Source organism: Rhizobium skierniewicense Ch11 (assembly GCF_023757665.1).
GTDB lineage: Bacteria > Pseudomonadota > Alphaproteobacteria > Rhizobiales > Rhizobiaceae > Agrobacterium > Agrobacterium skierniewicense.
Genome location: NZ_RXPG01000028.1, coordinates 51,794 through 64,940, shown reverse-complemented (window position 1 = coordinate 64,940; position 13,147 = coordinate 51,794). Strand labels below are relative to the sequence as shown.

General features: G+C 56.6%; 11 protein-coding genes. 7 read left to right on the top strand and 4 right to left on the bottom strand.

The genetic code is table 11. The features are described 5' to 3' along the window. The first annotated feature begins 34 nt into the window (after positions 1-34). Complete coding sequence (locus EKM04_RS16925; RefSeq protein WP_174153793.1) at positions 35-754, top strand: polysaccharide deacetylase family protein; 720 nt, start codon at positions 35-37, stop codon at positions 752-754. A gap of 10 nt (positions 755-764) precedes the next feature. On the opposite strand, the gene EKM04_RS16920 is transcribed toward EKM04_RS16925, so the two are convergent. Beyond that, positions 765-1,310, bottom strand: coding sequence for an AAA family ATPase (locus tag EKM04_RS16920; RefSeq protein WP_174153792.1), 546 nt, complete (start codon positions 1,308-1,310; stop codon positions 765-767). Between the two features lie 128 nt (positions 1,311-1,438). Here EKM04_RS16920 and EKM04_RS16915 point away from each other — a divergent pair, with 128 nt between their 5' ends. After that, entirely contained in the window at positions 1,439-1,672 is a 234-nt protein-coding gene (locus EKM04_RS16915) for a hypothetical protein (RefSeq protein WP_174153791.1), read from the top strand. A 51-nt stretch (positions 1,673-1,723) separates the two neighbouring features. On the opposite strand, the gene EKM04_RS16910 is transcribed toward EKM04_RS16915, so the two are convergent. From EKM04_RS16910 to EKM04_RS16900, 3 genes are all read right to left on the bottom strand, one after another. Next, complete coding sequence (locus EKM04_RS16910; protein ID WP_183895788.1) at positions 1,724-2,650, bottom strand: response regulator transcription factor; 927 nt, start codon at positions 2,648-2,650, stop codon at positions 1,724-1,726. Next, entirely contained in the window at positions 2,647-6,039 is a 3,393-nt protein-coding gene (locus EKM04_RS16905) for a hybrid sensor histidine kinase/response regulator (RefSeq protein WP_183895787.1), read from the bottom strand. The genes EKM04_RS16910 and EKM04_RS16905 overlap by 4 nt, the downstream gene beginning before the upstream one ends. Before the next feature lie 110 nt (positions 6,040-6,149). Beyond that, complete coding sequence (locus tag EKM04_RS16900; RefSeq protein ID WP_174153788.1) at positions 6,150-7,184, bottom strand: glutamine synthetase beta-grasp domain-containing protein; 1,035 nt, start codon at positions 7,182-7,184, stop codon at positions 6,150-6,152. Between the two features lie 484 nt (positions 7,185-7,668). On the opposite strand from EKM04_RS16900, the gene EKM04_RS16895 reads away from it, so the two are divergent. The 5 genes from EKM04_RS16895 (at position 7,669) to urtD (ending at position 13,147) form a co-directional block, all read left to right on the top strand. Continuing rightward, entirely contained in the window at positions 7,669-7,869 is a 201-nt protein-coding gene (locus EKM04_RS16895; RefSeq protein ID WP_183895785.1) for a DUF2735 domain-containing protein, read from the top strand. Positions 7,870-8,054: 185 nt separating this feature from the next. After that, complete coding sequence (urtA, locus tag EKM04_RS16890; RefSeq protein ID WP_183895783.1) at positions 8,055-9,344, top strand: urea ABC transporter substrate-binding protein; 1,290 nt, start codon at positions 8,055-8,057, stop codon at positions 9,342-9,344. Between the two features lie 280 nt (positions 9,345-9,624). After that, the gene (gene urtB / locus EKM04_RS16885) at positions 9,625-11,232 is read left to right on the top strand and encodes an urea ABC transporter permease subunit UrtB (RefSeq protein WP_183895781.1); all 1,608 of its coding nucleotides are present in this window, start codon (positions 9,625-9,627) and stop codon (positions 11,230-11,232) included. Continuing rightward, the gene (gene urtC / locus EKM04_RS16880) at positions 11,229-12,389 is read left to right on the top strand and encodes an urea ABC transporter permease subunit UrtC (RefSeq protein ID WP_183895779.1); all 1,161 of its coding nucleotides are present in this window, start codon (positions 11,229-11,231) and stop codon (positions 12,387-12,389) included. The genes urtB and urtC overlap by 4 nt, the downstream gene beginning before the upstream one ends. Continuing rightward, entirely contained in the window at positions 12,386-13,147 is a 762-nt protein-coding gene (gene urtD, locus EKM04_RS16875) for an urea ABC transporter ATP-binding protein UrtD (RefSeq protein ID WP_183895777.1), read from the top strand. Before urtC ends, urtD begins: the two co-directional genes overlap by 4 nt.

The window sequence follows — 13,147 nt, the reverse complement described above, 5'->3', positions numbered from 1 at the left end:
CATCAGCGTGTAAGGATTGCAATTAGGGATAGCGATGACGACGCGGCGCATTCTGAAGGGCTCCGGCATTCTTGCCATCTTGCTGGTCGTGATCGCCTCGCTCCATATGTTCAGCAATGCCCGAACGACGCAACTGTTCGGCGATATCATCGCCCGGGTTGAAACGGACAGGCCCGTCGTGGCGCTCACATTTGATGATGGCCCGTCTGCGCGCTTCACGAAAGAGGTATTGACGATCCTGAAAGACAGGAACGTGACGGCGACATTTTTCCTGATCGGCAAGGAGACCGCTGAAAATCTGCCGCAAGCACGGCTCATCGTTGATGCCGGACATGAGATCGGCAATCACTCCTACACCCATTCCAACATGGCGTGGATGGGGGCGGGCACGGTAAAAGATGAGATAGAGCGAACGGATGCGGCCATCCGCACGGCTGGATATCAGGGAGAAATTCTCTTTCGCCCGCCCTATGGCAAAAAACTGCTGACGCTGCCTTGGTATCTTTGGCAGCACGATCGCAAGACGATCATGTGGGATGTCGAGCCGGAATCCTTCGAGGACATTGCAGGAAATGCGGATGCCATGACGCGCTATGTCATCGACAATGCCAGAAACGGCTCGATCATCATCTTGCATGTGATGTATCGGGGAAGGGATGTCTCCCGTCAGGCCTTGCCTCAGATCATCGACGGGCTACGCCAGCGTGGCTTTGGGTTCGTGACAGTGTCGGAGCTGCTCAAAAACCGGACATAACGCTGGGACTTTAGTGTCTGTCTTCCAGCACGCTTAGAACCCTGTCGGCACGTTCGCTTGTGGTTGTCTTCTCAAGGATAATGGTTTCGTAGCCCAGTGCGCGATAGTCGGACAGCAGGCGCTTATATTCCGCTTCGGCCGTACCGAAATCATGTTTACGCTCGCCGTCCGTCACATAGATTTCGACCCAGGGAGGGGTCATAAACACGACGGGGTTATATCGGTGCTGCAGCTTCAGTGTGTGAAGCAAACCATCTCCGGACACATGGTGGAGGGCAGAGGCGGCATCGATCAAGCCCCTGTCGAAGAATACCCAGCCGTTACCGGGCGCTTGCGTGCGATCCGCCAATGCCATCGCGACGGCAAGGTGAGCAAAGGCTTCCATATTGATCCATGGAAGGGCGGTGCCGCCTGAGCTCAGTTCAGCCGAAACGATCCGTCGGCCGGGTTCTTCAATGGTGGTGTAACCGCGTTTTGCCAACTCCGCCAGCAGGGTGGATTTGCCGCCGCCTGAACAGCCGGAAATGACCACCAGGTTATTGGATGTTTCTTTCATGTTCGGGTGCCTTTAACTTTTGAAATTCTTCAGCTTTCGGGTTTCGGAACATTACCGCGTATTAATCTTGGAGATGGGAACCGAAAGCCAGATGTTACGTTCTGCTTGACAATCAATGAGGTCTCAAAATGAAAACTCTTCTCATCTCGTCCCTGATCGCTGTCTCGTCTGTCATTACCTTCGCGGCGCCTTCATTTGCGCAGGGCGTAACGGTTACGACAACCGAACGCGTTGTCCGTCAGCCTGTACGTGATGAATACCGCCCGCGGCATCATCGTGCTCCACGCGAGTGCTTCGTCAAAAAGGTCCGCACCCAATATCACGGTCGGGTTGTTGTGAAGAAAACCCGCGTTTGCCGCTGATCGGTCGGTCGCATCTGACATCTGAAAAACGGGCGCAGCAGGCGCCCGTTTTTATGTGTCGTGGAGGATATGGGCCGCCTTAACGGCAGCGGACGCACGGTTTTCAACGCCAAGTTTGACGTAGATCTGTTCAAGGTGCTTGTTCACAGTGCGAGATGATAGCCCGAGAATGTCTCCGATGTCCCGGTTGGATTTGCCTTTGGCGATCCAAAGCAGGACCTCGGATTCTCGGGTGGTCAGTGAAAAATGCTGACGCAACATCACATCCGCAGATTTGTCGCTGGCTGCCATCAGCCGGAACAGATGCTCATCCGGCCCCATCGCTCCAAGGAATGTCAATTGCAACATGGCGCGGTCCGCCTGCTGGATGGTGAGCGGCAGATCTCTCGACGTATCGTTTCTGCGGTTGGCCAGCCACTCTGCGACGTGCTGGGTGACGATCTCAAGGCCGTCATCCCGGCCTGTTGCGGCGTTGACCAGCCGCGTTGCCTGCGGGGTTGACCAGTGGATCGCTCCGTTGCTGCGCACAGCCAGGAGATGGCGTCCTGCCGCATCCAGCGCGACCCGCGCGCTTTGCGCAGAGCGTGCGTTAGACAAATGGACGCGAATCCGGGCACGCAATTCGTCAATGTTGATCGGCTTGGTCAAGTAGTCTACGCCACCGGCCTCGAGCGCCCGCACGACGTGCTCCGTTTCGGTCAATCCGGTCATGAATATGACCGGAACCTGCGTCACCGCCGCGTTGGATTTCAGCCGCATGCAGGTCTCGAACCCATCCATCGACGGCATGACCGCATCGAGCAGGATGATATCGGGCGTGATGCGCTCAGAGATGTTGAGAGCAGATTGTCCTGAGGTGGCGATCAGTACGGAAAAGCCCGATTGCTCCAGCGCATCAGTCAGAAAGCCCAGCGCGTCAGGGCTGTCATCCACCAACAGAACAATATCCTTCGCCATCGCGGCAGATGGTACGCTCATGGTTGACGCTCCTTGTGTCCGGTACTTTCGAAACGGCTAAGAAACGCGGCATAACCCGCCATATCGAAGGCGTGCACATAACTTGCCAGTTCTTCGGTGAAAGGCAGGTTTTCTGATGTTCGTGCGAGATCCTTAAGCTTTGCCTCGATACCGCGTATATAGCCAATTTCACCCAGTTGCTGCAAATCCTTGATGTGCGACGGCCCCGGCGTGCTGATTTCGGCCTTGGCGGGTTTGGCCGGTGCGGGCGTATCGGCTTCATAGACCCATGCAAGGCCCAGATGCACCGCGAGCTTGTCGCAGAGACGGCGGATATCGACGGGCTTGGCAATCGTATCGTTGTGATTGTCATCGCCCGCACCGGCGATTGAGCCATCGCCGATATTGGCCGAAAGCATGATGAGCGGGGCTGTCTGGCCCGCCTCGCGCAATTTCGTCACGAGCTGCCAGCCGCTCATGCCGGGCATGGAGATGTCGATGAGGAATAGATCTGGCTGAACGCCCTCGATAAGTGTCAAGCAATCGGGGCCGCTATGTGCTGTGAGCACGACGAAATCGAGAGGCCCTAGAACCTCGCGCATCAGTTCGCGGTGATCCTCATTGTCATCGACGACGACGATGGTCCGGCGCTGACCCGAATAGGAGACAATGGTCTTTTCCGGGGCAGGGGTCGTATTTGGACGATGAACTGCAGACAGCATCAAACGCACCTTGAAGGTCGAGCCCTTGTCCTTTTCGCTGACGACGGAGATTTCGCCGCCGAGCGTGTTGGTGAGAAGCTGTGTGATGGTCAGCCCCAGACCAAGGCCTGGCATAGGTCGGATGCTCTCTGCCTCACCACGCTGGAACGGCTCATAGATGCGGTTCAAATCCTTTTCGGCTATGCCGCGTCCCGTATCCGAGATGCTAAAGGTTGCTACCTGGCTGCGATAGGCGACATCGAAGTTCACGGTACCAGTGTCGGTGAACTTGATGGCATTGGAGAGAAGGTTGACGAGGATCTGGCGCAGGCGCTTCTCGTCCGTGCGGACATATTGGGGCAGGGCACGGGTGCGTTCATGTTTCAGTTCAAGGCCCTTTGCCTGTGCCTGCGGGCGGAAAAGATCGATGATCTGGTCGAGAAAATCCTGAATGTTGATTTCGTTGGAATAGACCTGCAAGCGGCCCGCTTCTATCTTTGAGATATCAAGCAGACCGTCGATCAGGCCGGAAAGATGATCTGCGGAACGTCTGATAACCTTGATGGCGGACTGGCGCGGTTGTGGGATCGTTTCGTCGCGCTCCAGGATTTGTGCGTAACCCAAAACGGCATTGAGCGGGGTGCGCAATTCATGGCTGAGGCCAACCACGTAACGGCTTTTTGCACGGTTGGCGGCTTCTGCCGTGTCCTTGGCATTTTGAAGCGCTGCGTCCGTTTTCTTGTGGGCTGCGATTTCCTTGAGAAGGAGCGTGTTTTGTCGTGAGGATTCCTCTTCCGCGACAACGCGGCTGTCATGGGCAAGAACCAGAAACCAGCAGACGATGCCAGCGATAACGGCAAAGACGAAGAAAACGGCGAGAATGGTGCGATTGACCACGTCGACGGTGGCGGGTGAGGCGGTTCCCACCTGATGGGCGATCAGGGCGAGTGTTGCACCCAGTAGTGCGACGGCGAGCGCTGCAGACATGGCGTATCGGCCCAGACGGCTTGATAGCCGAACGACGAGATCATTCGGCAGGAACGTGCGGGCGACGGTGGCCACCTGATAATTCAGTTTGGCTTTTGGCTTGCACATATCGTGACAGCGGCTATCCAGCGAGCAGCAGAGCGAGCAGATGGGCGCGGCATAGGCCGGGCACCAGGCCATGTCTTCCGGCTCGAACGGATGTTCGCAGATGGAGCAGGTGATGCTGCTTTCCTGCCTCCACTTTTGTCGCGGCTTGCGGGCAAGGTAGAATTTGCCTTTCGTGCCCCAGGCAAGCAGTGGCGAAACGGTAAAGGCGACGATCAGGGTAAGATAGGGTGCAAGCGACGCGGCCAGCGTACCGAATACGCCGAAATGCGCAATAAGGGCGATGGTGGCGGAAAGCGCCATGGTGCCCACACCGACCGGATTGATATCGTAGAGATGGGCGCGCTTGAACTCGATGCCGGGTGGCGCAAGGCCGAGCGGTTTGTTGATGAACAGATCAGCCGAGATCGTGCATAGCCATGCCATGGCGATGATGGAAAAGATACCGAGTGTTTCTTCCAGCAGGCGATAGATGCCCAGTTCCATCAGCAGCAACGCGATCAGCACATTGAACACCAGCCAGACGACACGACCGGGATGGCTATGTGTGAGCCGTGAGAAAAAGTTCGACCATGCCAGCGACCCGGCATAGGCGTTCATCACATTGATCTTCAACTGCGAAACGACGACGAAGGCCACCATCAGCAGCAGCGCAGCATTTTCGTTGGGGATCATATAGCCGAAGGCCGTGAGGTACATCTGCGAGGGATCGGCCGCGCGGTCCACGGGGACGCCGGAGCTGAAGGTCAGCACGACGAGGAAGGAGCCTGCCAGAAGTTTCGGTACGCCAACCAGAACCCAGCCCGCGCCTGCCAGAAACACGGCAAACCGGTGCCGTAGTTTCAGCTTGCCATCGGCGGGCAGGAAGCGAAGGAAATCGACTTGTTCGCCGATCTGCGACATCAGTGCCAGAATGACGGCAGAGGCAGCACCGAACTCGATCAGGTTGAAATCGGCCGTTGTACCGGGTGGGCCGGAAGCATGGTGAATCCCCGCAAAAGCGCGCCACAGATCGAATTTTTCCCAGTCCAGAAAGGCGATGAAGATAAAGGGCAGAACGTTAAGAACGATCCAGAAGGGCTGGGTGATGATCTGGAAGCGGCTGATGAGGCGCACGCCGTGGGTGACGAGTGGTATGACCATGATGGCCGAAACGATGTAGCCGATCCATAGGGGAATGCCGAGCGCCAGTTCCAGCGCGCCAGACATGATCGACGCTTCGATAGCAAACAGCATAAAGGTAAAGGCGGCATAGATGAGCGAGGTTATCGTAGAGCCGATATAGCCGAAGCTTGCGCCCCGGGTCAGCAGATCGATATCGACGCCGTAGCGGATGGCGTAACGGCTGATTGGTACACCCACGGCCAACATGACGGTGGCAGCGACGAGGATAGCAAAAAAAGCGTTGGTCGTGCCGTAGGACAGCGTGATCGCGCCACCAATGGCTTCCAGAGCCAGAAACGATATTGCGCCGATGGCGGTGTGGGAAATGCGGCTGGAGGAAAACTGGCGGGCGCTCTTTGCGGTAAAACGTAGCGCGTAGTCTTCGAGCGTCTGGTTGGCAACCCAGCGGTTATATTCGCGGCGTACGGGGATGATGCGTTGCCGTGCGGCCATGCCAATTTTCCAGAGGCTTCAGGAAGCCAGTTGCCGGGTCGCGGGGCCGGTGGCTGTAGGCTTACAGAAAAATGGCGTCGCCCGAACCGGGCGACGCCATTTTTTACAAATCAGGCAGCGGCCGACTGTGTGAGAGGCACTTCGGCAATCGTCTTCAGAACGATGGACGAGATCTGGTACGGGCAACCCTGCGAGTTCGGACGACGGTCTTCAAGGTAACCCTTGTAGCCGTTGTTGACGAAAGAGTGCGGTACGCGGATCGATGCGCCACGGTCAGCAACGCCATAGGAGAACTTGTTCCATGGCGCCGTTTCGTGCTTGCCGGTCAGACGCAGATGGTTGTCCGGGCCGTATACGTCGATGTGCTCTTTCCAGTTCTTTTCGAAAGCAGCCATGAGCGCTTCGAAATATTCCTTGCCGCCAACTTCACGCATGAACTTGGTGGAGAAGTTGCAGTGCATGCCCGAACCGTTCCAGTCGGTATCGCCGAGCGGCTTGCAGTGGTATTCGATATCGATACCGTACTGCTCTGTCAGACGCTGCAGCAGGTAGCGAGCGATCCAGATCTGGTCGGCGGCACGCTTGGAGCCCTTGCCGAAAATCTGGAATTCCCACTGGCCCTTTGCCACTTCGGCGTTGATGCCTTCGTGGTTGATGCCAGCGGCAAGGCACTGGTCCAGGTGCTCTTCAACGATTTCGCGAGCGACCGCGCCGACACTGCTGGCGCCGACGCCGCAATAATACTGACCCTGTGGTGCAGGGTAACCCTGGTCAGGGAAGCCGAGAGGACGACCGTTTTCGTAGAAGAAATATTCCTGCTCGAAGCCGAACCATGCATCTTCATCGTCAAGGATAGTCGCGCGGCTGTTGGACGAGTGTGGCGTTACGCCATCCGGCATCATGACTTCGCACATAACGAGTGCGCCGTTGGTGCGGGCAGGATCCGGATAAAGAGCCACAGGCTTCAGAACGCAATCCGAGCTATGACCTTCGGCCTGCTGGGTGGAGGAGCCATCAAAGCCCCAGAGCGGAAGCTGCTCGAGTGTCGGGAATTCATCGAATTCCTTGATCTGCGTCTTGCCACGCAGGTTTGGTACCGGCTTGTAACCATCCAGCCAGATATACTCGAGTTTGAACTTAGTCATTACGAACCTCTCATAGGTTAAGATGCGGTGCCTTGATATCCTTCTGCGGGTAAAACCATTTTTTTGAACAGTCCCGCTTTCAAGTGCTGCGCCTATAGAAGCATTCCCCGTGCCAGTTTGACGGCGAGAAGGACAGCTTCGTTGTTTTTTGGCGCGACTGGGTTGCTGAAAGCAAAAAAACAAAAAATACGCACAGGATGAATTTTGGAAAATGCTGTGATTTTCCGTGTTTTTATGTGGGCAGGTCCAGTTTCTGATCAAAAATGAAGCCGTTTCCCCGACGAAGCATATTTTTCCCGCAGAAATGTCTGAAATTCTGAGGTGATCTGCATAAAGACTGTTCTTTGGACCTTCGCGATTTCGATGTGTCTATTTTTTAGGCGATGTGATATTTTTTTAATCAAAAGGGGTGCTTTTCGGCTTTTTTCGGCGTATATTCGAGATGAGGCACTAATGCTGGCTATTCAACGAAAGAGTGAATGTCATGAGAAGCGACCCGCAGATGGAAAGTGCAACGATCTACCAGTTCCCCGTCGGTGGCCGTGCAGGCTTTAAAGGTTTGCGTAAAGAGTCGATCCTCCATGGGCCGACCGCCGCCGCACCGAAAACCCATATCGATTTCGACAGTTGGTATCATCAGGAAGCGATCCAGGAACATTCGGACCTAGGCAAGCCTCACAACTGAGCGCTCGACCCACGCCGTGACCCGCGTTCATGCGCGGGCGAGGCACGGCCTGATTTCCTGTTTCGCCACCCCACCTACGTCAATTGACGTATACGGTTTTGCAGATGCGAGACCGATAGTCCCCTCCAGCAGCGGTAAAATAACCGCTGAGCCCAAAGAGGCTGAACAGGAGAGGGGTCCTTCCTATGACGTTAAAGAAAATGCTGTCCGGCGCTTTGCTCGGTGCCATTTTGTCTACAACCGCATTCCACGGCGCATTTGCCGCTGACGACACCATCAAGATCGGTGTTCTCCATTCACTCTCTGGCACCATGGCGATTTCCGAGACAACGCTTAAAGACGCCATGTTGATGCTCATTGATGAGCAGAACAAGAAGGGCGGCGTGCTGGGCAAGAAGCTCGAAGCCGTTGTCGTCGATCCCGCCTCTGACTGGCCGCTGTTTGCCGAAAAGGCCCGCCAGTTGATTAGCCAGGACAAGGTCGCTGCCGTCTTCGGTTGCTGGACCTCCTCTTCGCGCAAATCCGTTCTGCCGGTTTTCGAAGAGCTGAACTCCATCCTCTTCTATCCTGTGCAGTATGAAGGTGAAGAATCCTCCCGCAACATCTTCTACACCGGTGCCGCTCCGAACCAGCAGGCTATTCCGGCTGTCGATTATCTTGCCAGCACAGAAGGCGTCGAGCGCTGGGTTCTGGCAGGCACGGACTATGTCTATCCGCAGACGACCAACAAGATCCTGAAGGCCTATCTGATGTCCAAGGGCGTCAAGGAAGAGGACATCATGGTCAACTACACGCCATTTGGTCATTCCGACTGGCAGACGATCGTCTCGGACATCAAGAAGTTCGGCTCTGCCGGTAAGAAGACAGCCGTTGTTTCCACCATCAATGGTGATGCGAACGTGCCGTTCTACAAGGAACTTGCAAACCAGGGCGTGAAGGCTGAAGACATTCCAGTCGTTGCTTTCTCCGTGGGTGAAGAAGAACTTGCCGGTCTTGATACCGGACCGCTGGTCGGGCATCTCGCCGCCTGGAACTACTTCCAGTCTGTCGATGCGCCGGTGAATGCCGAGTTCATCAAGGAATGGCATGCCTTTACCAAGAACGACAAGCGCGTGACCAATGACCCGATGGAAGCCGCCTATATCGGCTTCAATGCCTGGGTAAAGGCCGTCGAAGCCGCTGGCACGACAGAGACCGACAAGGTTCTCGATAGCATCATCGGTGTTTCGGTACCGAACCTGTCGGGCGGCTACGCCACCGTCATGCCGAACCACCACATCACCAAGCCTGTGCTGATTGGTGAAATCCAGTCCGACGGCCAGTTCGAGATCGTGCAGCAGACTGCGCAGGTCGTGGGCGACGAGTGGTCAGATTATCTGCCTGACTCGAAGGACTTGATCTCTGATTGGCGCAAGCCGATGGAATGCGGCAACTTCAACGTCGCCACAGGCAAATGCGGTGGCAAGGGTAAGTAATCCTACGCCTCTCGGCCCCTCCACAGAATCGGAGAGGCCTCAATGTCTGCACTGACGCTTTCACCACTCTCGACGTCATCCTCGGGCTTGACCCGAGGATCTGCCACCACTCCTCCAAACTCTTCGTCAGCGAGAAAATGCCGCTGCTGTTGCAGATCCTCGGAGATAAGTCCGAGGGTGATGTTGGGTCGGGATTGCTCTGAGGGGGAAAGCGCCGTCGCTTACAGTTTTGCTTGCCGGTTTTCAAACACTGTGCTCGCTCCAAGGGAGACTTGGGATCATGTTTCTTCGTGTTTTGCTCATCATTGGCGTGCTGCTTGGCTTCGCTGCGCCCTCCGTTGCGCAGCAAACCGACCCCAAAGCCCTCATCAATGCGCTCGGCACCGCAGACTTCAAGCAGGCTGAGACACTCACCGGGCAAATTGCCGCAACAGGCGACCCGCGTGTCGTGCCAGCGCTCGAAGCATTTGCCGATGGTGACCTCTACATTCGCAAGTCCGACAACCTTGTCTTTATGACAGAGCCCGCTGGTGCCAGTTTCACGCTGATCGACCCATTGACAGGCGAGAGCGCGGGTGAAGCGCCCAAGGCTGCGGTGACGAAAATCCGCGTCAACAACAATCTCCGCCGGGTCATTCGCGCGGCCCTTGGTGGCCTGACGCTGCTGAGCCCGGACAAATCTGTGCGCCTCTCTGCTGCCGATGCCGTATTGAAGGCGCCGAGCGCTGAGAACCTCGCGCTGCTGGAAGCGGCACTCGCCAGGGAAACCGATGCTGACGTGCGGGCACGAATGGAGGAGGCAAAGGCTGTTTCCGTTCTGGCGTCACAGCGCTCCGTCGAGGAGAAACGCGCCGCTATCGAGACCATCAAGAATCTCGGTGGACGTGGTGCAATCAGCATTCTGATGGCGGCTTCATCCGTTACGGATCCAAGCCTGAAACCCGATGTCGACGCGGCGATTTTACATATAGAGAGCACGCTGGCGCTCTGGGATGCGGCGCAAAACATCTGGTACGGGCTGTCGCTCGGCTCTGTCCTGCTGCTAGCGGCCATTGGCCTTGCCATCACCTTCGGCGTCATGGGCATTATCAACATGGCGCATGGCGAGATGGTCATGATCGGCGCTTACTCCACCTTCATGGTGCAGGAGGTGATCCGCAGCCACTATCCCGCGCTGTTCGACTGGTCGCTGACCATTGCGCTGCCGGTGGCGTTTCTGGTCACGGGTGCTGTCGGCCTCGTGATGGAACGTGGCGTTATCCGTTTTCTCTATGGGAGACCTCTGGAAACACTGTTGGCGACCTGGGGCATCTCGCTCATCCTGCAACAGGGCGTGCGTTCCATTTTCGGGCCGACCAACCGCGAAGTCGGCAATCCAAGCTGGATGTCCGGTTCGTTCAGCGTCGGTTATCTGAACTTCACCTGGAACCGCGTGTGGATCGTCTGCTTCTCGCTGTCGGTGTTCTTTGCCTTGCTCGTTCTGCTCAAGCGCTCGGCTTTTGGTCTGCAAATGCGTGCCGTGACCCAGAACCGGCGCATGGCATCATCAATGGGGATCCGCACGCCGTGGGTGGATGCGTTCACCTTTGCGCTCGGTTCGGGCGTTGCCGGTCTGGCCGGCGTTGCACTGTCCCAGATTGACAATGTGTCGCCCAATCTCGGCCAGTCCTACATCATCGATAGCTTCATGGTCGTGGTGTTCGGCGGTGTCGGCAATCTCTGGGGAACGTTTGTCGGGGCGCTGACGCTCGGTGTGCTCAACAAGTTCCTTGAGCCGACGGTGGGCGCGGTACTCGGCAAAATTCTTGTTCTCGTCCTCATCATCCTGTTCATCCAGAAGCGACCCCGCGGTCTCTTCGCACTCAAGGGAAGGGCGATCGAAGCATGATTACCGGCTTCCTCCTTCGGGCGCTCGACCGCCGAATTCTTATTGCCATTGCCATCATTCTGGCCATTGCGGTGCTCGTTCCCGCATCCAACCTCCTGCTTCCCGCAGACAGTCCCTTCCGCATTCCGACCTACATCATGTCGATGCTGGGCAAATATCTCTCCTACGCAATTCTTGCGCTGGCGCTCGATCTGGTGTGGGGATATTGCGGCATTCTCTCGCTCGGCCACGGCGCATTCTTTGCCCTCGGCGGTTATGCCATGGGCATGTACCTGATGCGGCAGATCGGTACGCGCGGAACCTATGGCCATCCCATTCTGCCAGACTTCATGGTGTTCCTGAACTGGAAGGAACTGCCGTGGTTCTGGCACGGCTTCGACATGTTCTGGTTCGCCATGCTGATGGTGCTGGTTGTTCCAGGCTTGCTCGCCTTCGTCTTTGGCTGGTTTGCCTTCCGCTCGCGCGTCAACGGCGTTTATCTCTCCATCATCACGCAGGCCATGACTTACGCTCTGCTGCTGGCCTTCTTCCGAAACGATATGGGCTTTGGCGGCAATAACGGTTTGACCGATTTCAAGGATATCCTCGGCTTTTCTGTGCAGGCCGATGGGACGCGTGCGGTTCTGTTTGCAATGACAGCCATCATGCTGGCGGTGTGCCTCCTGATTGCATCCGGCATTGTCAATTCCAAGTTCGGCAAGGTGCTGGTCGGCGTTCGTGATGCGGAAAGCCGCGTGCGGTTTCTGGGTTTCCGGGTGGAAAACATCAAACTCTTCACATTCGTCGTGTCGGCCATGATGGCGGGTATAGCAGGTGCGTTGTTCGTGCCGCAGGTGGGCATCATCAATCCGGGCGAATTTTCGCCTGCCAACTCGATTGAGGTGGTCGTCTGGACTGCGGTGGGCGGACGTGGCACCCTGATCGGGCCAATTCTCGGTGCTGTCCTGGTCAATGGCGGCAAGAGCTATTTTACCGGCGCATACCCAGAGTTTTGGCTGTTTGCGCTGGGTGGCTTGTTCATCGCCGTGACGCTCTTTTTCCCAAAGGGTATCGTCGGCAGCGTCCAGCATTATCTGGCCGGGCGGCGTGAAAAGCGGCAGGTGGCTTCCTCAGACGCTGACAAGACGGCGCAACAGACAGCGGAGCAGGCAACATGAACACGGTTTCTGAAAACAGAATAAAAAGCCTGCTTTATCTTGATGGCGTATCGGTTTCCTTCGATGGCTTCAAGGCGTTGAATTCCCTGTCTTTCGTGGTCGAGCCAGGCGAACTGCGCGCCATCATCGGGCCCAATGGGGCAGGCAAGACGACGATGATGGATATCATTACCGGCAAGACCCGGCCCAACAGCGGTACTGTGCTTTTTGAAGACAGCATCGATCTGACCAAGAAGGATGAGGCCGATATTGCGCAACTGGGCATCGGTCGAAAATTCCAGAAGCCGACGGTGTTTGAGAGCCATACGGTGTGGGACAATCTGGAACTGGCCCTGAACCGCAAGCGGGGGGTCTTCGCCACGCTGTTCTACACGCTGACGAAAGAAGACAAGGTGCGGATCGAGGAGATTCTCGCAACCGTGCGCCTTGGCCATCGACGCAACGATCTGGCTGCAAACCTCTCTCACGGCCAAAAGCAATGGCTGGAAATCGGCATGCTCCTGGCGCAGGAGCCGAAGTTGCTTTTGGTCGATGAGCCCGTGGCGGGCATGACGGATGCGGAAACCGCAGAGACGGCAATTTTGCTGAAGGAAATCGCCAAGACCCGCTCGGTGGTGGTGGTTGAACACGATATGGGCTTCATCCGGGACCTTGGTGTCAAGGTGACCTGTCTGGCCGAAGGCTCGGTCCTGGCCGAAGGGTCGATTGATTTCGTGTCGAGCGATCCGAAGGTGATCGAGAACTATCTGGGGCGATAA

Excerpts from the sequence above, each read along its gene's own strand:
- EKM04_RS16905 (WP_183895787.1), bottom strand. The coding sequence starts at position 6,039 with ATGGCCGCACGGCAACGCATCATCCCCGTACGCCGCGAATATAACCGC.
- urtA (WP_183895783.1), top strand. The coding sequence starts at position 8,055 with ATGACGTTAAAGAAAATGCTGTCCGGCGCTTTGCTCGGTGCCATTTTG.
- EKM04_RS16900 (WP_174153788.1), bottom strand. The coding sequence starts at position 7,184 with ATGACTAAGTTCAAACTCGAGTATATCTGGCTGGATGGTTACAAGCCG.
- EKM04_RS16925 (WP_174153793.1), top strand. The coding sequence starts at position 35 with ATGACGACGCGGCGCATTCTGAAGGGCTCCGGCATTCTTGCCATCTTG.
- EKM04_RS16895 (WP_183895785.1), top strand. The coding sequence starts at position 7,669 with ATGAGAAGCGACCCGCAGATGGAAAGTGCAACGATCTACCAGTTCCCC.
- EKM04_RS16910 (WP_183895788.1), bottom strand. The coding sequence starts at position 2,650 with ATGAGCGTACCATCTGCCGCGATGGCGAAGGATATTGTTCTGTTGGTG.
- EKM04_RS16915 (WP_174153791.1), top strand. The coding sequence starts at position 1,439 with ATGAAAACTCTTCTCATCTCGTCCCTGATCGCTGTCTCGTCTGTCATT.
- urtD (WP_183895777.1), top strand. The coding sequence starts at position 12,386 with ATGAACACGGTTTCTGAAAACAGAATAAAAAGCCTGCTTTATCTTGAT.
- EKM04_RS16920 (WP_174153792.1), bottom strand. The coding sequence starts at position 1,310 with ATGAAAGAAACATCCAATAACCTGGTGGTCATTTCCGGCTGTTCAGGC.
- urtC (WP_183895779.1), top strand. The coding sequence starts at position 11,229 with ATGATTACCGGCTTCCTCCTTCGGGCGCTCGACCGCCGAATTCTTATT.
- urtB (WP_183895781.1), top strand. The coding sequence starts at position 9,625 with ATGTTTCTTCGTGTTTTGCTCATCATTGGCGTGCTGCTTGGCTTCGCT.